The sequence below is a fragment of the Amycolatopsis sp. CB00013 genome, assembly GCF_001905755.1.
GTDB lineage: Bacteria > Actinomycetota > Actinomycetes > Mycobacteriales > Pseudonocardiaceae > Amycolatopsis > Amycolatopsis japonica.
Window position 1 is genome coordinate 285,283 of sequence record NZ_LIWC01000008.1, and the last position, 26,883, is coordinate 312,165.

The following is a 26,883-nucleotide window of genomic DNA, read 5'->3' on the forward strand; positions in this document are numbered from 1 at the left end:
CATCCTCCTTGATGGCAGCGAAACTACTGGTGGTGGATCGGGCCGCGCGGACGCAACCCGTACATCCCTCCGTCGACCGCGAGCGCCGTGCCGGTGGTCGAAGCCGACAGCGGGCTGGCGAGATACACGACCGCGTTGGCGACCTCGTCCGCGGTGACCAGCCTGCCCATCGGCTGACGGGCGGCCAGCGCGGCGCGTTCGGCCTCCGGATCGCCCGCGGCGTCGAGCAGCCTGCCGACCCACGGCGTGTCCGCGGTGCCGGGGCAGACGCAGTTGACGCGGATCCGGTCGGCGAGGTGATCGGTCGCCATCGCCAGGGTCAGCGAAAGCACCGCGCCCTTGCTGGCCGAGTACAGCGCGCGGTTGGGCAGGCCCGCCCACGCGGCGATCGAACAGGTGTTGACGATCGCGGCCGACGGCGAGTTCTTCAGATGCGGCAACGCCGCCCGCGCGAGCCGCACCATGCCGACGACGTTGATGTCGAGCACCCGGTGCCATTCGTCGTCGCTGTTGGCGGTGACGTCGCCCTGCGCGCCGATACCCGCGTTGTTGACCAGGACGTCGAGCCTGCCGAATCGCTCGGCGACCGCGTCGATCGCCGACCGGACCTCCTTGTCGGAGCCGACGTCGCAGCGGAATCCGGTGAGGCCTTCGGGAAGGTCGCCGGGATTCAGGTCGAGCACCGCGACCTTCGCCCCTCGCGCGGCGAGCAGGTCGGCGGTGGCCCTGCCGATTCCCGAGGCACCGCCGGTGACGGCGGCGACGAGGCCTTCGAACTCACTCACTGGTTTGTCTCCGTCCACTCTGGACCGTCGGGGAAGGTGAACCGGCGCAGGGTCGCGTCGTGCATCCGGGCCGAGAAGCCCGGCGCGGACGGGGCGACGTAGCGGCCGTCGACGACGGCGGCCGGATCGGTGAAGTGCTCGTGGAGGTGGTCGACCCATTCAATGGACCGGTCGGTGTCGCTCCCGGACACGGCCACGAAGTCGAACATCGACAGGTGCCGGACGAGTTCGCACAGCCCGACGCCACCGGCGTGCGGACAGACCGGGACGCCGAATTTGGCCGCCAGCAACAGGATCGCCAGGTTCTCGTTGAACCCGCCGACCCTGGCGGCGTCCAGCTGCAGTACCGAGATCGCGCCCGCCTGCAGCAGCTGCTTGAACACCACGCGGTTCTGGACGTGCTCGCCGGTGGCCACCCGGATCGGGGCGAGCGCCTTGGCGATCGCGGCGTGCCCGAGCACGTCGTCCGGCGAGGTGGGTTCCTCGATCCAGTACGGGTCGTACGGTGCCAGCGCGGTCATCCAGGTGATCGCGGTCGAGACGTCCCAGCGCTGGTTCGCGTCGACGGCGACCCGGATGTCCGGGCCGACGGTCTCGCGGGCGAGCTTCATCCGGCGGACGTCGTCCTCGAGATTCCCGCCGACCTTCAATTTGATCATCTCGAAGCCGTCCGCGACCGCCTGTTCGGCGAGCCGGACCAGTTTCGCGTCCGAGTAGCCGAGCCAGCCGGGGGAAGTGCTGTACGCGCGGTAGCCGTCGCGCTCGATCTTGGCGATCCGCTCGGCGCGGCCGGGTTCGGCGGCGCGGAGGATGTCGAGCGCCTCCTGTTCGGTCAACGCGTCGGAGAGATACCGGAAATCGACGAGGGAGACCAGGTCCTCCGGCGACATCTCGGCGGCGAACCGCCAGACGGGGAGACCGGCGATCCGCGCGGCGAGATCCCAGGCGGCGTTGACCACCGCGCCGATCGCCATGTGCGCGACGCCCTTTTCCGGGCCGAGCCAGCGCAGTTGCGAGTCGCCGACCAGTGCCCGTGAAAGGTCGCCGAGCGCGGCCGCGTCGGTGGGCACGTCCCTGCCGACGACGTGCGGTTCCAGCGCGCGGATCGCCGCGGCCTGGACGTCGTTGCCGCGTCCGATGGTGAAGGCGAGCCCGTAGCCGTCCGGGCCGCCGTCGGTGTGCAGCACGACGTACGCGGCCGAGTAGTCCGGGTCCGGGTTCATGGCGTCCGAACCGTCCAGCTCCCGCGAAGTGGGGAAGCGGACGTCGAGCACCTCCATGCCCACGATCTTCGCCATCACGCCTGCCTGACGTTCTGACGCTGGCGGCCGAGGCCGTCGATCTCGAGCTCGATGACGTCACCTTCGGTCAGGTACGGCTTCGGCTCGGGCTGGCCGAGCGCGACGCCCTGCGGGGTGCCGGTGTTGATGAGGTCCCCGGGGCGCAGCACCATGTACTGGCTCACGTAGTGCACGATCTCCGCGACCGAGAAGATCATGTCCTTGGTCGACGAGTCCTGCTTCTTCTCGCCGTTGACCCACAACCGCAGGCCGAGGTCCTGCGGGTCGGCCACCTCGTCGGCGGTGACCAGCCACGGGCCGAGCGGGTTGAAGTTCTCGCACGACTTGCCCTTGTCCCAGGTGCCGCCGCGTTCGAGCTGGAACTCGCGCTCGGACACGTCGTTCGAGACGGTGTAGCCGGCGACGTACTCCAAGGCCTCTTCGACACTTTCGAGGTAGCGCGCGGTCTTGCCGATGACGACGCCGAGCTCGACCTCCCAGTCGGTCTTGGTCGAGCCGCGCGGCACGAGCACGTCGTCCTCCGGGCCGACGACGACGTCGGGCGCCTTCATGAAGACAACGGGTTCGGTCGGGACCTCGGCGCCGGATTCCTCGGCGTGCTGCCGGTAGTTGAGGCCGATGCAGACGACCTTGCCCGGCCGCGCGATCGGCGAGCCCACTCTGGCCGACGTGAATTCGGGGCCCGCTTCGGGCAGTTCACCGGCGGCCAGCGCGGCCGCGACCCTGGCGACGCCGTCGCCCGCGAAGAAGCTGCCATCGATGTCGGCGGTCAGCGCCGAGAGGTCGCGCAGCGTGCCGTCCCCGGCACGTACGAACGGACGCTCACTTCCCGGCTCCCCGAGTCGCAACAGCTGCACGGATTTTCCCTTCCAGCCGAACCGTCAACAATCAACGGCTCCCACAGCAACGAACAGACATCCGATGTATACCCGACGACCTCCGACGAGATCTAGGGGCCACTCGGATTTGTCCGGAAAATTGATCGGATCAGTCTTGCGAAGTCCGGGTGGCGAGACTCACAGTGGGAATAGTTACCTACTCTAAGCAAGTTGTTCCTCGCGGAACCATCACTGGGGAAGGAACGAGCATGACCATCGCGCCCGAGCGAGTGGAAGAACCCGTCGCGCGTCCTCTCACGACCGGACGCGCCCGGTTCGTCCTGATCCTCGGCGGCCTGTCCGCCTTCGGGCCCCTGTCCATCGACATGTACCTGCCCGCGCTGCCGCAGATGGCGGGCGAGCTGCGCGCGGCGGACGCGACCGTGCAGCTCACGCTGAGCGCGTTCATCATCGGGCTCGCGCTCGGCCAGCTGATCCTCGGACCGCTGTCCGACGCGATCGGCCGCCGCAAACCGCTCGTGGCCGGGCTCGCGCTCTACATGGTCGGCTCGATCCTGTGCGCCGTCGCCCCGACCGCCGAACTGCTCATCGCCGCCCGCGGGGTGCAGGCCTTCGGCGCCGCGGCCGGCATCGTGATCGCCAGGGCGACCGTGCGCGACCTCTACTCCGGCACCGCGATGACGAAGTTCTTCTCGCTGCTCATGCTGGTCAACGGGCTCGCGCCGATTCTGGCGCCGATCATCGGCGGCCAGGTCCTGAACTGGACGTCGTGGCGCGGCGTGTTCGTCTGCCTGACCGTGTTCGGCGCGGTCCTGCTGGCCGTCGTCTTCTTCCTGCTGCCGGAGCCTCTGCCCGAGGAACGCCGCACCCCCGCGCGGTTCGGCTCGGTGCTGCGGAAGTACGCGAGCCTGTTCCGCGATCGCGGCTTCCTCGGCTACGCGCTGGCCTCCGGCCTGATGTTCGGCAGCCTGTTCGCCTACATCTCCGGCTCCTCCTTCGCGCTGCAGGGCGTCTACGGGCTCAGCCCGCAGGCGTACAGCCTGGTATTCGGCCTCAACGGCATCGGCATCGTGGCCGTCGGACAACTGAACGGGCGCATCGTCGGACGTTTCCCGGAGCGGACGCTGCTGACCGTCGGCCTGGTCATCGCGGCGGTGGCCGGCTTCGGCGTGCTGGCCGCGACGGTGCTGGACCTCGGGCTGATCGGGCTGCTGATCCCGCTGTTCATCCTGGTGTCGAGTATCGGCATGGTGGCGCCGAACGCGAGTTCGCTGGCGCTCGCCGAACAGGCGCGGTCCGCCGGTTCGGCGTCGGCGCTGCTGGGTGTGCTGCAGTTCGTCGTCGGCGGGCTGGCGACGCCGCTGGTCGGGCTGGGCGGTCCGGGCACCGCGGTCCCGATGGGGATCGTGATGGCGGGCTTCGGCGTGCTCGCGCTGCTGGCCTTCGGGACCCTGACGCGGCCTTCGCGCGCTTCGGTGCCTCTCGTGGCCGTCGCCCAGGAGGTCTGACCCCGTCACGCGCGCTAGGAAAGGACCGTTCCTTGCAAATTTTGCAAGGAACGGTCCTTTCCTAGCATCCGGAGGGGTCAAACGAGCGAAGTGAGATCGGCAGTCCTCAGCTGCTCCGCGGTCACCGCCGCGCGTCCCTCGACCAGGGCCTTCAAGGCGTCCCCGTCATCCCACTGGTTGACGTTCATCGCGGCGGCCACCTGCCCGTCCCGCAACCAGAACGCGGTGAAGTCCCGCGCCGCGAGATCGCCCCGCACCACGAGTTCGTCGGTCTCGGGATCGGCGAGGCCGCGGTACTCGCATCCGAGGTCGTACTGGTCCGAGAAGAAATACGGACTCCGCAAGTACGGCTCGTTCTCGCCCAGCAGGTTCCCGGCGACGTGCTCCCCCTGCCACTTCGCGTTCGACCAGTGCTCGACGCGGACACGTTTTCCGTAGCGGGGATGGAAATGCGCGGCGATGTCGCCGATCGCGTAGACGTCGGGCGCGGCCGTCCGAAGGCCTGCGTCGGCGCAGACACCGCCGTCATCGGACAGTTCCAGCCCGGCGGCGTGCGCGAGATCGACCCGCGGCGCGGCGCCGACGGCCACCAGCACGACGTCGGCGGGGAGCTCGTCACCACTCTGAAGGCGGACACCGGTCACCCCGTCCGGGCCGCCGGTGAAGCCGGCGACGCCTTCACCCAGACGCCAGTTCACCCCGTGCTGCGTGTGCAGGTCCTTGAAGACGCCGGACACCTGATCGCCCAGTACCGCGAGCAACGGCGAGCCGACCTGGTCGACCACGGTCACCTCGGCGCCGTGTTCCCTGGCGGCCGCCGCGGCCTCGGTCCCGATCCAGCCCGCGCCGACGATCACCACCCGCCGCGCGTCCTTGAACGCCGAGCGGAGCGCCAGCGCGTCGTCGAGGGTGCGCAGGGTCCGCAGACCCGGCAGATCCCCGCCGGGCACCGGCAACGAACGCGGCCGAGAGCCGGTCGCGAGGACGAGCCGGTCGAAGCGGTGTTCGCCGCCCGCGTCGTCGTGCACGAGCCGCCCGCCGAGCTCGATCCTGGTCGCGGTCACCCCGCTCCGGAACGCGATGTCCTTCTCGCCGTAGAAACCTTCGCCGTGCACCCAGTCGGGTTCATCGGTCTTGCCCATCAGAAGTCCCTTGGACAAGGGCGGTAATTCGTACGGGCGATGTGTATCGGTGCCGAGAAGCACGATCTCGCCCTCGTAACCGCGTTCTCGCAGCGTCCCGGCGGCCGTCGCCCCGGCGAGACCGGCGCCGACGATGACGATCTTCCTGGGTTCGGACATCCATGACCTCCCAAGCAGTCCCTCCCCCGGACGCTACTCCCGTTCGTCCCCTTCCGGCCTAGCGAGAGCGGAAGTCGATCACGATATGCAGGATCGGTTAACCCATCAGTAGGAACATGGGGTAATCGGCGTCACGCCCCCGAAAGCGCCTCGTCCCAGCCTCGGACGAGAAAGGGAGATCATGGGATACGGGAGGATGAGGACGTTGGCACCCCGGGACGAATGGTCGGTCGGCTGCCGGGATCTCGCGGGCAGGCGCAGGGACGTGACGGTGTTCGTGAGCAGCGACAAGATCGTGCTCGTGGCGCCGCCCGGAGAGGCCGCCGTACTCGGGCCGCTGGACGTGGGGCGCCTGCGCGCCGCGCTCCGCGACGCCGTGGTCGCGGTGGCCGAACATCCGGACCACAGTGAATGACAACTACCGTTCCTACTTCTGAGTAGGTAGAGTCGGCCCCGTTCGGAAGGAGCCGGCCATGACCACCTACTTCGTGACGGGCGCGACGGGTTTTCTGGGAAAACGCCTGGTCGCGCGCCTACTACGGCGACCGGAGACCGTAGCCGTCCATGTTCTCGTGAGGGAGACCTCACGCGGGAAGCTCCCGAGCCACGAGAAGCTCGTTCCCGTCACCGGCGATCTGACCGAACCCTCGCTGGGCATCGATCCCGCCCGCGTGGGACCCCTCGACCACGTCGTGCATCTCGGCGCGATCTACGACCTCACCGCGGACGAAGCGGCGAACCGCGCGGCCAACGTCGACGGCACGCGCAACGTCCTGGAGTTCGCCGCGGCCGCGAAGGCCGGGCTCTTCCACCACGTCTCGTCGATCGCGGTCGCGGGACAGTACGCCGGACGGTTCACCGAGGCCGACTTCGACCTCGGCCAGGGTTTCGCGTCGCCGTACCACGCGACGAAGTTCGAGGCGGAGAAACTCGTGCGACGGCACGGGAAAACGCCGTTCCGCGTGTACCGGCCGTCCGCCGTGGCCGGTGATTCGCGCACCGGTGAGATGGACAAGATCGACGGTCCGTACTACTTCCTTCCCGCGATCTCGCGGCTCGCCGCGCTGCCCCGCCGTCTTCCACTGGCCGCCCCGGATCTCGGCGCCACGAATCTCGTTCCGGTCGACTACGTCGTCGAAGCGATGGAACACCTCATGCACGTCGACGCGCCCAGTGGCAGCACGTACCACCTCGCGTCGCCCCGGCCACAGCCGCTTCACGAGGTCTACAACGCGTTCGCGCGGGCCGCGGGCGGGCCGAAGATCTCCGCCGTCCTTCCCGCCCGGCCTTCCGGAGCGCTCAAGCGCGCGGGAACCCGGCTGGCGAAATCCGCGGCCGCCGGCTTCGACCGGGTCCCCGGCGGACGGTCGGCCCGCGCGGCGGTGCTCGCGGAACTCGGCATCCCGCTCGAAGTCCTGCCGCATCTGAGCATGGAGGTCGACTTCGACACCAGCGCGACCACGGCCGCGCTCGAAGGCAGCGGGATCACCTTGCCCCCGTTGAAGGAGTACGCCGGTCCGCTCTACCGGTACTGGCTCGCGCATCTGGATCCCGATCGCGGCCGCCGCCGTCCCGGGCCGGAACCGCTCGACGGCCGCAAGGTCCTCATCACCGGCGCGTCCTCGGGTATCGGGCGCGCGTCGGCGCTCGCCGTCGCCGCGAAGGGCGGCGAAGTGATCCTCGTGGCCAGGCGCGCCGACGAACTCGAAGAGGTCCGCGAGCAGATCGTCGCGGCCGGCGGCAAGGCGTCCGCGTATCCGTGCGACCTCACCGACGGCGGCGCCGTCGACGCTCTGGTCAAGGACGTGCTCGCCGCGCACGGCGCCGTCGACATGCTGGTCAACAACGCGGGCCGCTCGATCCGGCGATCGCTTTCGCTGTCCACCGAACGATTCCACGATTTCGAGCGCACGATGGCGATCAACTACTTCGGACCCGTGCGGCTGACGCTCGGCCTGCTGCCGTCGATGACCGCACGCGGTTTCGGCCACGTCGTCAACGTGACCACCCAAGGACTGCAGACCGACACCCCGCGGTTTTCCGCTTACCTGGCTTCGAAGGCCGCGCTGGAGGAGTTCGGGCTGACCGCCGGGCGGGAAACGCTTTCCGACGGCGTCACCTTCACCTCGGTCCGGATGCCGCTGGTGCGCACCGACATGATCACCCCGACCGGTTCCTATCGCGGCATGCCGTCGAGCTCCCCCGAACGCGCCGCCGCCCTCGTGGTGAAGGCGTTGGAGAAACGACCGGAGATCCTGAACCTGCCCGAGGGAACGGCCGCCGAACTGGTGACGCTCGTCGCACCGAAGACGGCCCGGTTCTTCGCCCACCTCGTCTATCGCGCGATGCCCGAATCCGCACCGGAATCCCGTGGCCTGCCCCGAAAGGCCCCGCTCGCGTCGGTGGCGGGCGCGGTCACGAGGCTGGTCTGGCGCCGTCGTCCCTGACGTCCCGCCGCCGGGGCTCGATCGGGGGACGCCCCCGGCCGCTACCATCGGTTTCCGATACGCCGGGGGTCGGCGGGCACGGGCCGAGGTAGGGACGACCGGGAAGGGGCAGTGTGGACGTCGCCAGTCCCCCGCTGTCGACCGGACCGGACGCAGCGGTGGTACGTCCGTCCAGGACAGTGCTGCGGCTGTCCCTGCACGCGGCCTGGGTGCTCGCGCTCGCCGTCGCCACCGAACTCCGGGTGGGGCGCTTCGGTTTCCACCCGTCGGACCAGGGTTTCATCCTCGCCCAGGCCTGGCGGGTGCGGCACGGGGAAGTGCCGCATTCGGACATCATCTCCGCGCGGCCGCTGGGTTCGGCGTACCTGCACATCGTCGACTTCCTGCTGCCGGGGCCGCTGTTCTTCGTCTCCAGCGTGCTCAGCATGCTGGAGATCATCCTGGCGACCATCGCGTTCGCGGTTCTGGTCACCCGCCGCCGCGTGCGTGACTGGGGGCCGGGGCTCACCGGGCTGACGGCGGCCGCGTCGCTGCTGAACCTCAACGCGTTCCCGCTCATGGCGTGGCACACGATCGACGGGATCTTCCTGACCGCGTGCGGCGCCTGGGCGCTGGATTCGGGGCTGCGCAACGGCAAGGCGTGGCCACGCCGGCTCGGCCTGGTGCTGCTGGGCACCTCGGTGTTCGTCAAACAGAGTTTCGCGCCGGTGCCGCTGATCGCGCTGTGCTGGCTGCTGCTGCACCCGTCGCTGCGCGAGGGAGCGTTTCGCACCGGCCGCTGGTGGGGACGGCTGGCCTGGGATCTGCTGGCGCTGGGCGCTTTCCTGGTCTTCTACGTCGGAATCGTCACCCTCGACGGCGGGCTCGGCGCGATGGCCGAGCAGCTCACCGGCGGGCTGCCCGCGTACGGCGAGCGGCTTCTCGGGCTGTGGCTGGAAAATCCCGCGTCCCTGCTGCGTCCACCGGTGCGGGGCTTGACGTTCTTCCTGATCGCGGGGGTGTTCCTGGCCCTGCTCGGGACCTTCCGCGACCGCGCCGGTTTCGCCGGGGCGGTCCTCGCCCGGCTGCTGCTCCTGGCGGGGGTGGCGGTGGTGGTCGGCACCGTCGTCGACGGGCATTTCACCGGCGCGTCGCGCTGGGCGGACGTCCTCTGGTGGATCCTCGGTGTCGCGCTGCTGGTGAACTGGGTCGCGACGCGGCGATTCCCGAGAATGGCCGCGCTGGTCTTCGCGACCGGCTTCATGACCAGCCTGTCGTGGGGCAACGACACCCCGACGTTGTTCACCGGAACACTGGCGCTGACGGCGATCCTGCTGCTCGCGGACGCGCTGCCGCCGATGCCGGAACCGCCCCGCCGGGTGCGGCTGGCGGGCGCGACAGCGATGGGCCTGGTCGCGGTGCTGGTGTCGGGCTGGGCCGTCGTCGCGCATCACGACGAAGCCGCGTACCTCGACATGGCGCACGAGAAGCTGACGGGCGACCTCGGCACGGTGACGCCGTCGATGCGCGGCATCCGGACGAATCCGGGCACCTACACCTACATCTCCCAGATCCACGACTGCGTCACGCGTTTCCCCGCCGGGCGCACGGCCGTCCTGCCCGACAACCCGTTCGCGTATCCCGCCTTCGGCCTGCGCAACCCGTTCCCGCTGGAATGGCCGCTGCCGCTGGAGATCGTCGCCGACGCCCCGGAACGCATGCTCGCGGCGGCCGACGGGCTCAACCGCGACGGCGACTACCTCGTGCTGTTCCAGACCGTGAGCATGCCGGTGCTGGCCAAGGGCGGCCCCGTGCCCGACCAGGTCGCCGGGGACGCCCCGATCTTCGACTACCTCGGGCTGGAGAACGCGCTGCGGTCGCGGCTCACCGGGCAGACCGTCACCTGCGGCAGCTTCATCGGCAAGTGGGCACCCCGCCCCTGACGCGTTTCGTCCTCTGAATGCGGTAGTTCGCGCTGCCAACTACCGCATTCAGAGGACGAAACGCGTTGGGGGTCAGTCGACGCCGGCGTCCTCGGGGCGGCCGGAGGCGAGTCCGGCGAGGACGTCCAAAGCGGCCGCGAGCGTTTCGAGCGGCGGCGACGAGACCGCGAGCCGCACCGCGTTCGGGGCGTGACCGGGGACGACGGCGAACGCGGCCGCCGGGGTGACCGCGATCCCGCGGCGCGCGGCCGCGGCGACGAAGGTCTCGGCGCGCCAGTGTTCCGGGAGCTCCCACCAGCAGTGGTACGCCTGCGGATCGGCGCGCAGGGTGAACCCGGCCAGGCGTTCCGCCGTCAGCCGCTGGCGTTCCGCGGCGTCGAGCCGTTTCGCCCGTTCGACGGTTTCCAGCGTGCCGCCGGTGATCCACCGGGTGGCCGCTTCGACGGCGAGCCGGGGCGCGACCCAGCCGCCCGAACGCACGGCCGCGGCGAGCCGTTCCGTCCATGCCGCCGGGACGGCGAGAAATCCGGTGGTCAGCCCCGGCGCGAGTCGTTTGGACATGCTGTCGGCGAACACCGTGCGTTCCGGCGCGTACGCCGCGAAGGGGCGGACCTCGGGCCGCAGGAAGGTGTAGATCCCGTCCTCGATCACCGGGATGTCCATCCGGCGCACGGTTTCGGCCAGCTCGCTCCGGCGCGCTTCGTCCATTGTGGACCCAAGTGGATTGTGCAGCGTCGGCTGGACGTACAGCGCGCGGACGGACGCGGCTTCGAGCGCCTCGGGAATGAGACCCCGGTCGTCGGTCTCGATGGGCACCAGTTGCACACCTAGCCGCCCGGCGAGCGCCTTGACCACGGGGTAGGTGATGGCTTCGACGGCGAGCCGTTCCCCCATCGGCACGAAGGCGGCGATGGCGGCCGCGATGGCCTGGCGCCCACTCCCGGCGAAGAGGACTTCGGGCGTCCAGCCGTCCTTCGCGATCAGCCCGGCGACGGCGTCACGCGCCTGCTTCGAGCCCGAAACGCTTCCCGGCCGCAACGCCGCTGTCAGGACGTCTTCGCGCAGAAGCGGCTCCAGCGCCTTCCCGACCAGCGCCGACTGTTCCGGAAGGACGGCGAAGTTGAGTTCGAGGTCGACCGTCGCACCGCCGGGCTCGGCGAGCGCGGTCTCCAACGGCGGCCGACCGGCGCGGACGAACGTGCCCCGGCCGACCTCGCCGACCACGACACCCCTCCGGACGAGCTCGCCGTAGACCCGCGCGGCCGTCGAGTTCGCGATCCCGCGTTCCCTGGCGAAACGCCGCTGCGGCGGCAGCCTGTCGCCCGGCCGGAGTCTGCCCGCCTCGACGTCGGCGGAGATCTCGTCCGCGACTATCCGGTAGTCCTCCATGCCGCCCTTCGATCGCACCGAGTGCATTCACGCGATTGCACTGGGGATGATGCCATCGAAGCACGTCGTGAGCCGACTGCGACCTACGGAACACCACAACGGCGGCCTCCTAGGTTAGCCTAACCTGCGTGGAGACCGTGGAAACCCTCACCGAGCAGAGCACGACGTCCCGTCTGCACGCGGACGCGCTGACGCTCGCCTACGACGGCCGGACCGTGGCCGAAGACCTCGGGGTGGTCATCCCCGACCGGTCGTTCACCGTCATCGTCGGGCCGAACGCCTGCGGCAAGACCACCCTGCTGCGCGCGCTGGCGCGAATGCTCAAACCGCGCAAGGGTTCGGTGTTCCTCGACGGCCAGGTGATCAGCTCCTTCCCAGCCAAGGAGGTCGCCCGGCGGCTCGGCCTGCTGCCGCAGAGCTCGATCGCGCCCGACGGCATCACCGTCGCGGACCTCGTCGCGCGCGGCCGGTACCCGCACCAGCGCCTGCTGCGCCAATGGTCCCGTGAGGACGCCACCGTGGTCGCGGAGTCCATGCGCGCCACCGGCGTCGACGATCTCGCCGAGCGGCTGGTCGACGAACTGTCGGGTGGTCAGCGGCAGCGAGTGTGGATGGCGATGGCGCTGGCGCAGGAGACCGACCTCCTGCTGCTCGACGAGCCGACGACCTATCTGGACATCGCGCACCAGATGGACATCCTCGACCTGTGCGCGGAACTGCACCAGAAGCAGGGCCGGACGCTGGTCGCGGTGCTGCACGACCTCAACCACGCCGCCCGCTACGCGACGCACATGATCGCGATGCGCGGCGGAGAGGTCCTCGCGACCGGCGCACCCGAAGAGGTCGTGACCGCCGCCAACGTCGAAAAGATCTTCGAGCTGCCCTGCCGGGTCATGCCGTGCCCGGAAACCGGTACCCCGCTGGTGATCCCGAAAGCCGGCCGCCGCGCCGCCTGATCTCCTCGGAGTAAGTTGGCCGCGGAGGTGCCATGTCACAGCAACTGTGGTCCGAAGTGGACGACTATCTGTCCGGGGTGCTCGTCCCGTCCGACCCCGCCCTCGAACGCGCGCGGAAGGCGTCGGACGAGGCCGGGCTGCCGTCGATCGCCGTCGCGCCGAACCAGGGCAAACTGCTCAACCTGATGGCGCGGATGATCGGCGCCCGGTCCATCCTGGAGATCGGCACGCTCGGCGGGTACAGCACGATCTGGCTCGCCCGCGCCCTGCCGCCGCAGGGCAGGCTCGTCACCCTCGAATACGACCCGAAGCACGCCGATGTCGCGCGCAGCAACATCGACGCGGCCGGACTCGGCGGGCTGGTCGACGTCCGCGTCGGCAAGGCGCTGGACCTGCTGCCGTCGGTCGACGGCCCGATCGATCTGGCGTTCATCGACGCCGACAAGGCCAACAACCCGGCCTACTTCGAGGCGTCGCTGAAGCTCGTCCGGCCCGGCGGCGTGATCGTGGTCGACAACGTCGTCCGCGGTGGCGCGGTGACCGACGCCGCCAGCGAGGACCCGAACATCCAGGGCATCAGGCGGCTGCACGAGATGATCGCCGCCGAACCCCGCGTCGACGCGACGGCGATCCAGACCGTCGGGAGCAAGGGCTACGACGGCCTGACCGTCGTGCTCGTGAAGCCCTGACGGACATCGCTCGGCCCGCCGGGGCGTGGGTGTTTCGGGTCGCTAGAGCCAACGGTGTCTTAGGTACCTACGCGGATCGCGGCTGAGCCAACCTGCGCCAGTAGGCACGTCAGCGCGTGAAGCTTCGGGTCAGGTCCGTGAAGGTCTCTTGCCTCGGCTCAGCCGAGGAAACTCGACCATGCCAGTACATGAAGGCCCCCATCCTTGCGCCTAGGTACAGGAAGGGGGCCTTCATGTACAACCCGGCTCGTGAGTGGCGTTTCGGGTTAGAACCAACCGTGTCCTGAGTACCTACTGGCGGTCTTGCGTGACTGGATGGACGACACACGTGATCCGACGGACGACACGCGTGTCTGGACGGACGACTCACGGCGAAAGCTTCACCGCGAGCGTGTCGTCCATCTGATCACGTGTGTCGTCCGTCGGATCACACGTGCCGTCCGCCCAATCACGCGAAGCCGCTGTCTCGGTACAACCCGGCTCGTGAGTGGCGATTCGGGTTAGAACACGAAACGCCACTCACGACCCGCTGGACCGAAGCATCACCGCGGCGCCGTCGTGGCAGGCCGCGGTTCGGAACCGTCCGGCCACCGCGCCGGCTGTCCTCGGTGGACACCGTTCATGAAGCGCTGCCACATGTCCGACGGCAGTGTCCTGCCCGTCAGTTTCTCCCCGGCGGCGTCCCGCATCCGGCGCGGCTCGTCGGAGCCGACCCAGACCGCGGTCGCGAGCTGCGGTGTGTACCCGACCGCCCAGCCGCCCGCGTTGTCGTCCGTCTCCTCGAACCGGAAGTCGCCGGTCTTCAGCGCCGCCGGACGATCCTTCAGACCGGTGGCCAGTACCTGGCTCATCGTGCCCGCGACCCGGCGGCTCAGCACCTCGTCGCCCTGGAACGCGGGCGTCTTGTCCGACGGCCGTTCCCACACGATTTCGCCGTTCTCGTCCCGGATCTTCGACACCAGATGCGGGGTGGCACGCATGCCGTCGGCGGCGAAGGTCGCGTAAGCACCGGCCATGTCGCTGGGGCGTAAGGGATACCGGCCGACGGCGATCCCCGGGCCGATCAGGAACCCGTCCTTCTCGCGCAGGGTCACCGCGCCATCGACGGACTCGGGGATCCCGGCCGCGCGGGCGCCTTCCCGGACCGCTTCGGCGCCGAGCTTCTTCGCCAGGTCGACGAACGGGCCCTGAGCGCCCCGCCCCATCGCCTCGCGCAGCGTGCACTTCCCGCCTTCGCCGCATTGGTCCTGGAACTCGAAGGTCTCGCCGAGGAAATCGACCGAAGCGGGCGCCTTCAGCGGTTCGTCCACGTTCACGCCCCGTTCGAGCCCGGCGGCGAGGAGCAACGGCTGGAACGCCGAGCCGGTGCCGTACGGGGTGCCCGCGTAGTCGTGCACGCTCCAGCCACCCCCGTTGTAGGCGCGGATGGCCCCGGTCCCGGGTTCGACGGCGACCAGCGACGCGCGGAAATGCTCGGGCTGCCCCTTCAACCGCTCCTTGACCGCCTTCTCGGCTTCGGCCTGGGCACGCGGATCGATGGTCGTCTCGACCTTCATCGCGCCGCCGCGCAGCCGGTCGAGTGGGTAGCCGACCTGCTCGAGTTCGGCGAGGACCTGCTGCTTGATGTGGTACTGCTCGTAGGTGACGCGGCCCGCGCGGGTCTCCGACGGCGCCTGGATCGCGTCCTCCGGATAGGTCATGGCGACCGCTTCGGCCTGGCTCACGTAGCCACGCGCGACCAGTTTGTTCACCACGTAGGACCAGCGCTTCATGGCGTGCTCGTGGCTGGAGGCGTACGGGTCGTGCACCGAAGGCGACTGGATCATCCCCGCGAGGAAGGCCGCCTCACTCCAGGTCATCGAATCGTCGAGTTTGCGGCCGAAGTAGGCGTTCATCGCCGAAGCCGGGCCGTACGTGCCGCGGCCGAACGAGATGATGTTGACGTAGCTTTCGAAGATCTCCTTCTTGGTCTGCTGCTGGGTGATCTTCGTGGCGAGCACGAGTTCGGAAAACTTCCGCGTGAGGGTGACGTCCTCGTTGCCGGTGGACTTCTTGATGTACTGCTGGGTGATCCCCGAGCCACCGCCGACACCGGTCACCAGCGCGCGGCCGAGCCCGGTGAGGTCGAAACCCTCGTTGTCCCAGAAGGTCGGGTCCTCGGTCGCGACGATCGCGTCGCGCAGTTTCGCGGGGACGGCGTCGTAGGGCACGAACAGCCGGTCGCCGCCGGGCGGGACCACCTTGAGCAGTTCGGAACCGTCGGCGTTCTGCAGGACGACGGTCTTGTCGAGATCGGCGAGCACCTCTTGCGGGCTGCGGACGTCGAGCAGGACGTACGCGAGCCCGAACGCGACGACCGGGATGCCGATCACCAGGCCGAGCGTCCAGGCGACGATCTTGCGCCACCTGCGCTTCTTCGGTTTCGGCTCCGGGGTGGCCGTGGTCTCCGACTCGGGTGCGTCTGCCTCATCCGGGTTTTCCACGCCAGGTTAGACGCCCGAACGAGTGAAAAGGTTGTGGGAAAGTCACCAAACTGCCTCCTGTTCACGACTTGAAGAATTCTTCATTTGATAATGTGAACAGATGCCCGTCCCCCTGTACCAGGCCAAGGCGGAGTTCTTCCGCATGCTGGGCCACCCGGTCCGGATCCGTGTACTGGAGCTGCTCGCCGAAGGCCCGAAGGCCGTCCGCGAACTGCTCGCCGAGATCGAGGTCGAGGCCTCCAACCTCTCCCAGCAGCTGGCCGTCCTGCGCAGGTCGGGAATCGTCACTTCGACCCGCGAGGGCTCGACGGTGGTGTACGCGCTCGCCGGCGGCGACGTCGTCGAGCTCCTGCGCGCGGCCCGGCGCATCCTCACCGAGCTGCTGGCCGACCAGAACGCCCTGCTCGCCCAGCTACGCGACGCGGAGTGACGGCGTGGCGGGTCTGAGACTTTCGGAACTGCGCTCGCTCCTGCCCGGACGTGAAGACCTGCGGACGCTCAAACGCGCTCCCCGGCGCGACCTCACGGCGGGCCTGACCGTCGCGATCGTCGCCCTGCCGCTGGCGCTGGGCTTCGGCATCTCGTCCGGCCTCGGGGCCGAAGCCGGGTTGGTCACCGCGATCGTCGCCGGCGCGCTGGCCGCGATCTTCGGCGGCTCCAACCTCCAGGTGTCCGGGCCGACCGGCGCGATGACCGTGGTGCTGGTGCCGATCATGGCCACGCACGGGGCGGGCGGCGTGCTGACGGTGGGCCTGCTCGCCGGGGTCTTGCTGCTCCTGCTCGCGGTCGCCCGCGCCGGCCGGTACATGCGCTACGTGCCGACACCGGTGGTCGAGGGCTTCACGCTGGGCATCGCCGGGGTGATCGCGCTGCAGCAGGTTCCCGCCGCGCTCGGCGTCGCCACTCCGGAGGGTGAGAAGGTGGCCGTCGTCGCGGCGAAGGCGGTGGCCGATTTCGCCGGGCATCCGGCCTGGCCGTCGATCGCGATCGCCGCCGGGGTCGCCGCCCTGATGCTGCTCGGCGCGAGGTGGCGGCCGTCGATCCCGTTCTCGCTGGTCGCGGTGGCCGTCGCGACCCTCGTGAGTCATTTCGCGCAGCTGCCGGTCGCTCGTATCGGCGCACTGCCCAACGGTCTTCCCGCGCCCTCGCTGGACTTCCTGGATCTGTCGACCTTGGGCGCGCTGGCTCCCTCAGCCGTCGCGGTCGCGGCGCTGGCCGCGCTGGAAAGCCTCCTGTCGGCCACGGTCGCCGACGCGATGAGCGTCAACGAACGCCACGACCCGGACCGGGAACTCTTCGGGCAGGGCCTCGCGAACCTCGTCACCCCGCTGTTCGGCGGCGTGCCCGCCACCGCGGCGATCGCGCGCACCGCGGTCAACGTCCGCGCCGGGGCGAAGTCGCGGCTGGCCTCGTTCACTCACGCGATGGTGCTGGCGGTGATCGTCTTCGCGGCGGCGCCGCTCGTGGCCACGATCCCGATCGCGGCGCTCGCCGGGGTGCTGCTGGCCACGGCCGTCCGCATGGTCGAGGCGGGTTCGGTCCGCGCGCTCCTGCGTTCGACCCGGCGTGACGCGCTGGTCCTCGTGCTCACCGCCGCCGCGACGCTGATCCTGGACCTGGTCACCGCGGTCATCCTCGGCCTCGTCGTGGCGGGCGCGCTGGCCCTGCGGGCGATCGCGAAGGCGGCTCGCATCGAAGAGGTGGCGCTCGACCACGCCGATCACGTGGCCGAGGAACGGGCGCTCCTGGACGAGCACATCGTCGCGTTCCGGCTCGATGGACCGCTGGTCTTCGCAGCGGCGCACCAGTTCCTGCTGGAGCTCTCCGAGGTCGCCGACGTCCGGGTGGTCATCCTCCGGATGTCACGGGTGTCGGCCATCGACGCCACCGGCGCCCTCGTCCTGCGCGACGCCATCGAACGCCTCGAACATCGCGGGATCACGGTGCTGGTGTCGGGGATCAAACCCGGCCACGAGAAGGTGCTCGACGAGCTCGGCGTTGCGGACCGGCTCCGCGCGGAGGGCCGGGTCTTCCCGGATACACCGCACGCCATCGATTTCGCGCACGCGCTGCTGACCTCAAGCGAGGAACGCGCGAAGCAGTGACGCGGTCCCTTCGACGTGTTCCGTCATCGCCCGGCGGGCCGCCTCGGAGTCCCCGGCGAGGATCGCGTCGACGATGGCCTCGTGCTGGGCGTTGGAATGCTCCAGGTTCGGTTCCAGCAGCGGGATCATGTCGAGCAGCTGGTTGACCCGCATCCGCGCGTCGGCCATCGCCGTGGTCAGCGAGCCGGACGCGGTGACCTCGGCGATCGCCAGATGCAGCCGCGAATCCTTGCGCCGGTAATCGCCGACGTCGGCCGCCGCGGCCTCGGCGAGCGTGCTGGTCAGATGCTGCCGGTCGGCCGGGCTGAGCGAACGCGAGGCCGCCATCTCGGCGGCACCGGTCTCCAGGACGTGCCGGAGACCGAGCGCGTCCTCCAGCGTGGCGTTGTCGACCTTCCGGCCGTCGGCGGCGGGCGGGTCGGGCAGGACGTCGTTGACGAACGTGCCGCCGTACCGTCCGCGCCGCGACTCGACGTAGCCCGCGTCGGACAGCGCGCGGATGGCCTCGCGCAGCGTCACCCGGCTGACCCCGAGCCGCTCGGCGAGCTCGCGTTCCGAGGGCAGCCGCTCCCCCGCGCCCACCACGCCCAGCCGGATCGCCTGGAGCAGCCTTTCGACGGTCTCCTCGAAGGCGTTGCCCGCGCGCACCGGGCGGAACAGCGCGTCACCCGCGTTCGCGACCGTGCTCGACTCCACCCTTCGAGTTTAGGCGGCCCGCAATTCGTCCTCTGGATGCGGTACTTGCGTGTGCAACTACCGCATCCAGAGGACTAAATGCGGGCCGTCAGCACTCGATGACGTTCACGGCGAGGCCGCCGCGCGCGGTCTCCTTGTACTTCACGCTCATGTCGGCACCGGTCTCGCGCATCGTCTTGATCGCCTTGTCCAGCGTCACGACGTGCGAACCGTCGCCGCGCATCGCCATCCGCGCCGCGTGGATCGCCTTCGACGCGCCGACGGCGTTGCGTTCGATGCACGGGATCTGCACCAGCCCGCCGACCGGGTCACAGGTGAGCCCCAGGTGGTGCTCGACGCCGATCTCGGCGGCGTTCTCCACCTGCGCGGGTGAACCGCCGAGCACCTCGGTGAGCCCGGCTGCGGCCATGGCGCTGGCCGAACCGACCTCACCCTGGCAACCGACCTCGGCGCCCGAAATCGACCCCGTCTGCTTGAGGATCGAGCCGATCGCGCCCGCGGTGAGCATGAACGTCACGATGCCGTCGTCCGACGAGCCCCGGATGAACCGCTGGTAGTAGTGCAGAACGGCCGGGATGATCCCCGCCGCGCCGTTGGTCGGCGCGGTGACGACGCGGCCACCCGCGGCGTTCTCCTCGTTGACCGCCAGCGCGTACAGGCTCACCCAGTCCATCGCGTACAACGGATCGCCGACGCCGTCCTCGGCGAGCAGCTTCTCGTGCAACGCCTTGGCGCGACGCGGAACCTTCAGGCCGCCCGGCAGGACGCCCTCGTGCTCGCAGCCGTTGCGCACGCATTCCGCCATGACCTGCCAGATCTCCAGCAGCCCTTCGCGGATCTCCTCGCGGGTGCGCCACGCGAGTTCGTTGCGCAGCATGACCTCGCTGATGGACAGCCCGGTGTCCTCGCAGTGCTTCAGCAGATCCGCGCCGGTGCGGAACGGGAACTCCAGCTTCGTCGAGTCCTCGACGACGACGGTGTCGGTCTCGTAGGACTCGTCGCGGACGAACCCGCCGCCGACGGAGTAGTAGGTGCGCTCGCGCAGCACCTTCCCGTCGGCGTCGAACGCGCGGAAGATCATCCCGTTCGGATGCGCCGGCAACGACTTCCGCCGGTGCATGGTCAGGTCGGTGTCCTCGGTGAACACGATCTCGTGCTCGCCGCGCACCTTCAACCGGCAGGATTCGCGGATCGCCGCGATCTTGCCGGGCACGGTGTCGGTGTCGATCTCCTCCGGACGCTCCCCGGACAGCCCGAGCAGCACGGCCTTGTCGCTGCCGTGCCCGAACCCGGTCGCGCCGAGCGAGCCGAAGAGCTCGCTCTGCACGCGTGCCGTGGCGGTGAGGTCACCGTCGGCCGCCAGACCGTCCACAAAGGTCAGTGCGGCGCGCATCGGGCCCACCGTGTGGGAGCTGGAGGGGCCGATGCCGATCGAAAACAGGTCGAAGACGCTGATCGCCATTGATCTGCCCTCCTTCCTATCTGGCCAGCAGTGAGCTGGCCTCTTGGGCCGCGGGCCCTTCGGCGGCGAGATGGGCCAAATTCTCCGACAGCGCTTCGCCGCGGTGGGCCTTCGTCTGGGCGAACAGGCGACCGGCCCGATACGACGAGCGTACGAGCGGCCCGGCCATCACACCAGCGAAGCCCATCGCTTCGGCTGCCTTCGAATGCTCGACGAACTCCTCCGGCTTAACCCAGCGGTCCACCGGATGATGCCGCGGCGACGGGCGCAGGTACTGGGTGATCGTGAGGATCTCGCAGCCCGCGTCCACCAGATCCTTCATCGCCGGAGCCACCTCCTCCGGCGTCTCACCCATGCCGAGGATCAGATTCGACTTCGTCACCAGACCGGCCTCACGAGCCTTCGTGATGACCTCAAGCGACCGCGCGTACCGGAAACCCGGCCGGATCCGCTTGAAGATCCGCGGCACGGTCTCGACGTTGTGCGCGAGCACCTCGGGACGTGAACCGAAGACCTCGGCCAGCTGGTCCGGATCCGCGTTGAAATCCGGGATCAACAACTCGACACCGGTACCCGGGTTCAACGCGTGGATCTGACGGACGGTCTCGGCGTACAGCCACGCACCACCGTCCTCCAGGTCATCGCGCGCGACACCGGTCACCGTCGAGTAGCGCAAGCCCATCGCCTGCACCGACTCCGCCACCTTGCGCGGCTCGGTCCGGTCCAGCGCCTCCGGCTTGCCCGTGTCGATCTGACAGAAATCACAGCGCCGGGTGCACTGGTCGCCACCGATCAGGAACGTCGCCTCACGGTCTTCCCAGCACTCGTAAATGTTGGGACAACCGGCCTCCTCACACACGGTGTGGAGGCCTTCACGCTTGACCAAGCCCTTGAGCTCCGTGAATTCCGGACCCATGCGCGCACGGGTCTTGATCCACGGCGGCTTCTTCTCGATCGGGGTCTGCGCGTTGCGGACTTCCAGCCGGAGAAGTTTGCGCCCCTCGGGGAGCGCGCTCATCGGCTGAGGTCCGCGTACAGCGGGTGCTTCTTGGCCAGCAGTTCGACCCGGGCGGACAGCGACTGGCGCAGGTCCTCGTCGAAGTCCGGGCGCAGCGCCTCGGCGATGATGTCGGCCACCTCGGCGAAGTCCTCGGCGCCGAAGCCGCGGGTCGCGAGCGCCGGGGTGCCGATCCGCAGGCCGGAGGTGACCATCGGCGGGCGCGGGTCGAACGGGACGGCGTTGCGGTTGACCGTGATACCGACCGAGTGCAGCCGGTCCTCGGCCTGCTGACCGTCCAAAGTGGAGTTGACCAGATCGACGAGCACCAGGTGCACGTCGGTCCCGCCGGTCAGCACGCGGACGCCGGCCTCGCTGCAGTCCGTGCGCGACAGGCGGTCGGCCAGGATCTTCGCGCCTTCGAGCACGCGCTGCTGACGCTCGCGGAACTCCTCGCTCGCGGCGATCTTGAGCGCGACGGCCTTGGCGGCGATGACGTGCTCCAGCGGGCCGCCCTGCTGGCCGGGGAACACCGCCGAGTTGATCTTCTTGGCGAGTTCCTGGCGGGACAGGATGATGCCGCCGCGCGGACCGCCGAGGGTCTTGTGCGTGGTCGTGGTGACGATGTCGGCGTAGGGCACCGGGCTCGGGTGCAGCCCGGCCGCGACCAGACCGGCGAAGTGCGCCATGTCGACCATGACCTTCGCGCCGACCTCGTCGGCGATACGGCGGAACTCGGCGAAGTCGAGCTGACGCGGGTACGCCGACCAGCCGGCGATGATCAGCTTCGGCTTGTGCTCCTTGGCGAGGCGCTCGATCTCCTCGATGTCGACGATCCCGGTCTCTTTGTCGACGTGGTACGCGACGACGTTGTAGAGCTTGCCCGAGAAGTTGATCTTCATCCCGTGGGTCAGGTGCCCGCCGTGGGCGAGGTCGAGACCGAGGATGGTGTCGCCGGGGTTGAGCACCGAGACCATCGCGGCGGCGTTGGCCTGCGCGCCCGAGTGCGGCTGGACGTTGGCGTGCTCGGCGCCGAAGAGGGCCTTCGCGCGGTCGATCGCCAGCTGCTCGATGACGTCGACGTGCTCACAACCGCCGTAGTAGCGGCGGCCGGGGTAGCCCTCGGCGTACTTGTTCGTCAGCACCGAACCCTGCGCCTCGAGCACGCCCACCGGGGCGAAGTTCTCCGAGGCGATCATCTCCAGGGTCGACTGCTGCCGGTCGAGTTCGGCCGCGACGGCGGTGGCGACCTCGGGGTCCACTTCGGACAGGGCAGCGTTGAACATCTCAGTTCTCCTGGGTCAGGACGGCGTATGCCTGGGCGTCGAGCAGGGCGGGCACGTCGCCGGTCAGACGCACCTTCAGGAGCCATCCTTCGGCGTACGGGTCCGAGTTGATGAGCTCGGGGGTGTCCGTTGTGGCCTCGTTCACCTCGACGACCTCGCCGTCCACGGGTGCGTACAGCTCGCTGACCGATTTGGTCGACTCGACCTCGCCGAACACCTCGCCCGCGGTGACGGTGTCGCCGACCGAAGGGAGCTGGACGAACACGATGTCACCGAGCGACTCGGCGGCGAAGGCGGTGATGCCCACGGTGGCGACGCCGTCGGCGACGTTCAGCCACTCGTGTTCCTTCGTGTACTTCAGGTCCTGGGGGATGCTCATGATGTCGGAAGGGCCTTTCAGGCGCGGGAGTAGAAGGGCAGGGCGACGACCTCGACGGGCTCGATACGGCCCCGGATGTCGACGGAAAGCTCGGTGCCGGGCTCGGAGTGCTCCCGGTCCACGTAGGCCATGGCGATCGGGTAACCCAGCGTCGGCGAGAGGGCACCGCTGGTGACCTCGCCGATCTCGGTCTCGCCCGCCAGGACGGTGTAGCCGTGACGCGGCGCGCGGCGGCCGGAGCCCTTGAGCCCGACGCGGACCCGGGGAACGTCCTTCTTGGACAGCTCTTCGAGCGCGGCCTTGCCGACGAAGTCGTTCGGCTTCTCGAACTTGACCACCCGGCCGAGACCGGCCTCGAACGGGCTCAGCTGGAGGCTGAGTTCGTTGCCGTACAACGGCATTCCGGCTTCGAGACGCAGGGTGTCGCGGCAGGCGAGGCCCGCCGGGAGCAGGCCGTGCGGCTCGCCGGCCTCGGTGAGGATGCGCCAGACGGCGGGTGCCTCACCGGCCGGGACATACAGCTCGAAGCCGTCCTCGCCGGTGTAGCCGGTGCGGGCCAGCAGGACGTCGTGACCCTTCACGACGGCCGGGACGCTCGCGTAGTACTTGAGCGCGCCCAGGTCGGCGTCGGTGACGGCGCCGAGGATCTCGACGGCCTTCGGGCCCTGGACGGCGATCAGCGCGACGTCCTCGGACTTGTTCTCGACGACCGCGTCGAAACCCGAGACCCGCTCGGCCAGCGCTTCGGCCACCACGGCGGCGTTGCCCGCGTTGGCCACGACCAGGAACTTCTCGTCGGCGAGGCGGTAGACGACCAGGTCGTCCAGCACGCCGCCGTTCTCGTCGCAGATCATCGTGTAGCGCGCCCGGCCCGGCTTCACGCCGGACAGGTTGCCGACCAGCGCGAAGTCGAGGGTGTCGGCGGCCTGCGGGCCGGTCACCTCGATCTCGGCCATATGCGAGAGGTCGAACAGACCGGCGGCCTCGCGGACCGCCTTGTGCTCCGCCAGTTCGCTGGAGTAGCGGATCGGCATCGACCAGCCCGCGAAATCGGTGAACAGCGCACCCAGTCCTTTGTGGACTCCGTGCAGGGACGTCTCTTTCGACATCAAGTGCCTCAGTTCTCGTAGGCGTTGAGCGGCGGGCAGGAGCAGACGAGGTTACGGTCCCCGCGCGCACCGTCGATGCGGCGCACCGGAGGCCAGTACTTGGACTTGCGGTTCACTCCGGCGGGGTACACCGCCAGTTCGCGGTCGTAGGGCAGGTCCCAGTCGCCGACGAGGGTCTCGGCGGTGTGCGGGGCGTTGCGCAGCGGGCTGTTGTCCGCGGCCCACTTGCCCTGCGCGACGGCGTCGATCTCCGCGCGGATGGCGATCATCGCCGCGATGAAGCGGTCGATCTCGCCGAGGTCCTCGGATTCGGTCGGCTCGACCATCAGCGTGCCCGCGACTGGGAACGACATGGTCGGAGCGTGGAAGCCATAGTCGATCAGGCGCTTCGCGACGTCGTCGACGCTGACGCCGGTCTCCTTGGTGAGCCCGCGCAGGTCGAGGATGCACTCGTGCGCGACCAGGCCGTCCTGTCCGGTGTAGAGCACCGGGTAGTGCTGGTTGAGGCGCTTGGCCACGTAGTTCGCGGCGAGCACGGCGACCTGCGTCGCGGCGGTGAGCCCGCCCGCGCCCATCATGCGGACGTACGCCCACGAGATCGGCAGGATCGACGCCGAGCCGTACGGGGCGGCGCTGATCGGGCCGACCCCGGTTTCGGGACCGGCCTTCTCCAGCAGCGGGTGGTTCGGCAGGTACGGCGCGAGGTGCGCGCGGACCGCGACCGGGCCGACGCCGGGGCCGCCGCCGCCGTGCGGGATGCAGAAGGTCTTGTGCAGGTTCAGGTGCGAGACGTCGCCGCCGAACTCACCCGGCTTGGCGAGCCCGAGCAGCGCGTTGAGGTTCGCGCCGTCGACGTAGACCTGGCCGCCCGCGTCGTGGACGATCTTGGCCAGCTCGTCGATGCCGTTCTCGTACACGCCGTGCGTGGACGGGTACGTGACCATGATCGCGGACAGCGTGTCGCGGTTGGCCTCGACCTTGGCCCGCAGGTCTTCGAGGTCGACGTTGCCCTCGTCGGTGCACTTGACCACGACGACGCGCATCCCGGCCATCACCGCGGAGGCGGCGTTCGTGCCGTGCGCGGACGACGGGATCAGGCAGACCTCGCGTTCGGTCTGGCCGTTGGCGTGGTGGTACGCGCGGATCGCGAGCAGACCGGCGAGCTCGCCCTGGCTGCCCGCGTTCGGCTGCAGCGACACCTTGTCGTAGCCGGTGACCTCGGCCAGCCAGCCCGACAGCTGCTCGACCAGGGTGTGGTAGCCCTCGGCCTGGTCGGCGGGCGCGAACGGGTGGATCCCCGCGAACTCGCGCCAGCTGATCGGCTCCATCTCGGTGGTGGCGTTGAGCTTCATCGTGCAGGAGCCGAGCGGGATCATGCCGCGGTCGAGCGCGTAGTCGAGGTCCGAAAGGCTCCGCAGGTAGCGCAGCATCGCGGTCTCGGAGCGGTGTGAGTGGAAGACCTCGTGGGTGAGGTACTCGCTCTGGCGGTCAAGGCCCGAGGGCAGGGCCTGGGCGTCGGCCGCGGGGGTGTCGACGCCGAAAGCGTTGAGCACCTTGGCGATGATCGCGGGCGTGGTGACCTCGTCGACCGCGATGCGGACGTGGTCGGCGTCGACCGGGCCGAGGTTGATCCCGTTCTCCCGCGCGACCGCGACGACCGCTTCGGCCTGTCCGGGCATGCGGGCGAGGACCGTGTCGAAGAAGCCCTCGTGGACGACCTCGACGCCGCCCTCGCGGAGGGCTCCCGCCAGTCCGGCGGCGAGTTCGTGGACGCGGGTCGCGATGCGCTTGAGGCCGTCCGGACCGTGGTAGACCGCGTACATCGCGGCGAGCACGGCGGGCAGGACCTGCGCGGTACAGATGTTGGAGGTGGCCTTCTCGCGGCGGATGTGCTGCTCGCGGGTCTGCAGGGCGAGGCGGTACGCGGGGTTGCCGTCGGCGTCGACCGAGACGCCGACCAGGCGACCCGGGAGCGAGCGCTCGAGCCCGGCGCGGACGGCCATGAACCCGGCGTGCGGGCCGCCGTAGCCGAGCGGGACACCGAAGCGCTGGGTGGAACCGGCGGCGATGTCGGCGCCGAACTCACCCGGCGCGGTGATCAAGGTGAGGGCGAGCAGGTCGGCGGCGACGGTGTACAGCGCGCCGGCGGCCTTCGCGGTCTCGGAGATGGCGGAGTAAAAGCCCGCGCCGCGCAGCACGCCGGAAGCGCCCGGGTACTGGACGACGACGCCGAAGAACTCCTCCGGCAGGCCGGTGAGCAGGTCGCGGACCTCGACCTCGACGCCCATGGCCTCGGCGCGGGTGCGGACGACGGCGATGGTCTGCGGCAGGCACTCGGCGTCGAGGACGACCTTGTTCGACTTCGCCTTCGACGCGCGGCGCATCAGCATGACGGCCTCGGCGACGGCGGTGGACTCGTCGAGCAGGGAGGCGTTCGCGGTGGCGAGACCGGCCAGCTCGGAGACCATGGTCTGGAAGTTGAGGAGGGCTTCGAGACGGCCCTGCGAGATCTCCGGCTGATACGGCGTGTAGGCCGTGTACCAGGCCGGGTTCTCCAGCACGTTGCGGCGGATGACCGCCGGGGTGACCGTGTCGTGGAAGCCGAGGCCGATCATCTGCGTCATCGGCTTGTTGAGCGCGGCGAGCGCGCGAAGCTCGGCGATGGCGTCCTCTTCGGACGCGGCGGGGGGAAGGTCGAGGTCGCGGGTGACGCGGATCGCGGACGGCACCGCGGCCTGCACCAGGGCATCGAGACTGCCGAAGCCGACCTCGGCGAGCATCTTGGCCTGCTCGGACTCCGAGGGGCCGATGTGCCGGTCGTCGAAGGACGTACTGGTCAAGGGAGCTCCTTGGGTCAGGCGCCGGATAGACCGGTGCGCTGGGAACTCCCCCTCTGTCATGGCACCTGAGAGTTTCACCACCGATGAGGGTGGCTTTCACCTTGGGTGAGGCGCACTTGCGCGCCTGCTTTCCAGAGTGGCCTCGCGTGAAGCGGTAGTGGGTACCTGAGAGATTCCGGGGAGTTTGCTCCTTCGGTGCCCCACCACGTTCGTGGGGGCTCTCCCGCTCCAGCTCGACGGCCCGATCTGCAGTTGTGCGCACACCGTACCTGGCCTGTTCAGCGCGCGTCTACTTCCCACCGACCACGTCACTTGCGAGTTCCGGCTTTGATCACGCGAGTTCCGCCTCCAAGCACGCGAGTTCCGGCCCCGATCACGCGAGTTACGGC

The 26,883-nt window shown here is 69.5% G+C and carries 21 protein-coding genes and 1 riboswitch; of the genes, 8 read left to right on the forward strand and 13 right to left on the reverse strand.

Annotation, left to right across the window (positions count from 1 at the left end):
• Positions 1-23: 23 nt before the first annotated feature.
• The 3 genes from AMK34_RS41010 to AMK34_RS41020 are packed head-to-tail and all read right to left on the reverse strand — an operon-like array spanning position 24 to position 2,943.
• Entirely contained in the window at positions 24-785 is a 762-nt protein-coding gene (locus AMK34_RS41010; protein WP_073849138.1) for an SDR family NAD(P)-dependent oxidoreductase, read from the reverse strand.
• Positions 782-2,083, reverse strand: coding sequence for an enolase C-terminal domain-like protein (locus tag AMK34_RS41015; protein ID WP_038509644.1), 1,302 nt, complete (start codon positions 2,081-2,083; stop codon positions 782-784). Before AMK34_RS41015 ends, AMK34_RS41010 begins: the two co-directional genes overlap by 4 nt.
• Positions 2,083-2,943, reverse strand: a complete 861-nt coding sequence (locus AMK34_RS41020; protein ID WP_038509641.1) for a fumarylacetoacetate hydrolase family protein — start codon at positions 2,941-2,943, stop codon at positions 2,083-2,085. The genes AMK34_RS41015 and AMK34_RS41020 overlap by 1 nt, the downstream gene beginning before the upstream one ends.
• A gap of 230 nt (positions 2,944-3,173) precedes the next feature.
• Between AMK34_RS41020 and AMK34_RS41025 the strand changes: the two genes are divergently transcribed.
• Positions 3,174-4,433: a Bcr/CflA family multidrug efflux MFS transporter gene (locus AMK34_RS41025; protein WP_073849139.1), complete on the forward strand. Its 1,260-nt coding sequence runs from the start codon at positions 3,174-3,176 to the stop codon at positions 4,431-4,433.
• 77 nt (positions 4,434-4,510) lie between these two features.
• On the opposite strand, the gene AMK34_RS41030 is transcribed toward AMK34_RS41025, so the two are convergent.
• Positions 4,511-5,734, reverse strand: a complete 1,224-nt coding sequence (locus AMK34_RS41030; protein WP_073849140.1) for an NAD(P)/FAD-dependent oxidoreductase — start codon at positions 5,732-5,734, stop codon at positions 4,511-4,513.
• Positions 5,735-5,930: 196 nt separating this feature from the next.
• Between AMK34_RS41030 and AMK34_RS41035 the strand changes: the two genes are divergently transcribed.
• The 3 genes from AMK34_RS41035 (at position 5,931) to AMK34_RS41045 (ending at position 10,103) form a co-directional block, all read left to right on the forward strand.
• Positions 5,931-6,149, forward strand: a complete 219-nt coding sequence (locus AMK34_RS41035; RefSeq protein ID WP_039922712.1) for a hypothetical protein — start codon at positions 5,931-5,933, stop codon at positions 6,147-6,149.
• A gap of 58 nt (positions 6,150-6,207) precedes the next feature.
• Positions 6,208-8,181 carry an SDR family oxidoreductase gene (locus tag AMK34_RS41040; RefSeq protein ID WP_073849141.1) on the forward strand — a complete coding sequence of 658 codons (1,974 nt, stop codon included), beginning with the start codon at positions 6,208-6,210 and terminating at the stop codon, positions 8,179-8,181.
• Between the two features lie 113 nt (positions 8,182-8,294).
• Positions 8,295-10,103, forward strand: a complete 1,809-nt coding sequence (locus tag AMK34_RS41045) for a hypothetical protein (protein WP_073849142.1) — start codon at positions 8,295-8,297, stop codon at positions 10,101-10,103.
• Between the two features lie 72 nt (positions 10,104-10,175).
• On the opposite strand, the gene AMK34_RS41050 is transcribed toward AMK34_RS41045, so the two are convergent.
• Positions 10,176-11,492 (reverse strand): aminotransferase-like domain-containing protein, encoded by a 1,317-nt coding sequence (locus AMK34_RS41050; protein WP_073849143.1) that lies wholly within the window; start codon positions 11,490-11,492, stop codon positions 10,176-10,178.
• Positions 11,493-11,620: 128 nt separating this feature from the next.
• On the opposite strand from AMK34_RS41050, the gene AMK34_RS41055 reads away from it, so the two are divergent.
• Together AMK34_RS41055 and AMK34_RS41060 are read left to right on the forward strand one after the other, a co-directional pair.
• Complete coding sequence (locus AMK34_RS41055) at positions 11,621-12,448, forward strand: ABC transporter ATP-binding protein (protein ID WP_038509632.1); 828 nt, start codon at positions 11,621-11,623, stop codon at positions 12,446-12,448.
• A gap of 32 nt (positions 12,449-12,480) precedes the next feature.
• Positions 12,481-13,137 carry an O-methyltransferase gene (locus tag AMK34_RS41060; protein ID WP_073849144.1) on the forward strand — a complete coding sequence of 219 codons (657 nt, stop codon included), beginning with the start codon at positions 12,481-12,483 and terminating at the stop codon, positions 13,135-13,137.
• Between the two features lie 542 nt (positions 13,138-13,679).
• Here the strand turns inward: AMK34_RS41060 and AMK34_RS41065 are convergent.
• Positions 13,680-15,620, reverse strand: coding sequence for a transglycosylase domain-containing protein (locus AMK34_RS41065; protein ID WP_073849145.1), 1,941 nt, complete (start codon positions 15,618-15,620; stop codon positions 13,680-13,682).
• Positions 15,621-15,720: 100 nt separating this feature from the next.
• Here AMK34_RS41065 and AMK34_RS41070 point away from each other — a divergent pair, with 100 nt between their 5' ends.
• Both AMK34_RS41070 and AMK34_RS41075 read left to right on the forward strand, forming a co-directional pair.
• On the forward strand, positions 15,721-16,050 hold the full coding sequence (locus AMK34_RS41070) for an ArsR/SmtB family transcription factor (protein WP_007031391.1): 330 nt from the start codon (positions 15,721-15,723) through the stop codon (positions 16,048-16,050).
• A gap of 4 nt (positions 16,051-16,054) precedes the next feature.
• Complete coding sequence (locus AMK34_RS41075; protein WP_073849146.1) at positions 16,055-17,725, forward strand: SulP family inorganic anion transporter; 1,671 nt, start codon at positions 16,055-16,057, stop codon at positions 17,723-17,725.
• Here AMK34_RS41075 and AMK34_RS41080 read toward each other — a convergent pair.
• The 7 genes from AMK34_RS41080 to gcvP form a co-directional block, all read right to left on the reverse strand.
• Positions 17,699-18,421, reverse strand: coding sequence for a FadR/GntR family transcriptional regulator (locus tag AMK34_RS41080; RefSeq protein WP_016336365.1), 723 nt, complete (start codon positions 18,419-18,421; stop codon positions 17,699-17,701). The two genes, AMK34_RS41075 and AMK34_RS41080, sit on opposite strands and share 27 nt — an antisense overlap.
• Before the next feature lie 88 nt (positions 18,422-18,509).
• The gene (locus AMK34_RS41085) at positions 18,510-19,883 is read right to left on the reverse strand and encodes an L-serine ammonia-lyase (protein ID WP_073849147.1); all 1,374 of its coding nucleotides are present in this window, start codon (positions 19,881-19,883) and stop codon (positions 18,510-18,512) included.
• 16 nt (positions 19,884-19,899) lie between these two features.
• Positions 19,900-20,901 (reverse strand): lipoyl synthase, encoded by a 1,002-nt coding sequence (lipA, locus tag AMK34_RS41090; RefSeq protein ID WP_016336367.1) that lies wholly within the window; start codon positions 20,899-20,901, stop codon positions 19,900-19,902.
• Complete coding sequence (gene glyA, locus AMK34_RS41095) at positions 20,898-22,166, reverse strand: serine hydroxymethyltransferase (protein WP_073849148.1); 1,269 nt, start codon at positions 22,164-22,166, stop codon at positions 20,898-20,900. Before glyA ends, lipA begins: the two co-directional genes overlap by 4 nt.
• A 1-nt stretch (position 22,167) precedes the next feature.
• On the reverse strand, positions 22,168-22,545 hold the full coding sequence (gene gcvH / locus AMK34_RS41100) for a glycine cleavage system protein GcvH (protein ID WP_038509617.1): 378 nt from the start codon (positions 22,543-22,545) through the stop codon (positions 22,168-22,170).
• 17 nt (positions 22,546-22,562) lie between these two features.
• Positions 22,563-23,654 (reverse strand): glycine cleavage system aminomethyltransferase GcvT, encoded by a 1,092-nt coding sequence (gene gcvT, locus AMK34_RS41105; protein WP_038509615.1) that lies wholly within the window; start codon positions 23,652-23,654, stop codon positions 22,563-22,565.
• Between the two features lie 8 nt (positions 23,655-23,662).
• Positions 23,663-26,494 carry an aminomethyl-transferring glycine dehydrogenase gene (gene gcvP, locus AMK34_RS41110; protein ID WP_073849149.1) on the reverse strand — a complete coding sequence of 944 codons (2,832 nt, stop codon included), beginning with the start codon at positions 26,492-26,494 and terminating at the stop codon, positions 23,663-23,665.
• A 142-nt stretch (positions 26,495-26,636) separates the two neighbouring features.
• Positions 26,637-26,730: riboswitch (glycine riboswitch) on the reverse strand.
• Between the last annotated feature and the right edge of the window lie 153 nt (positions 26,731-26,883).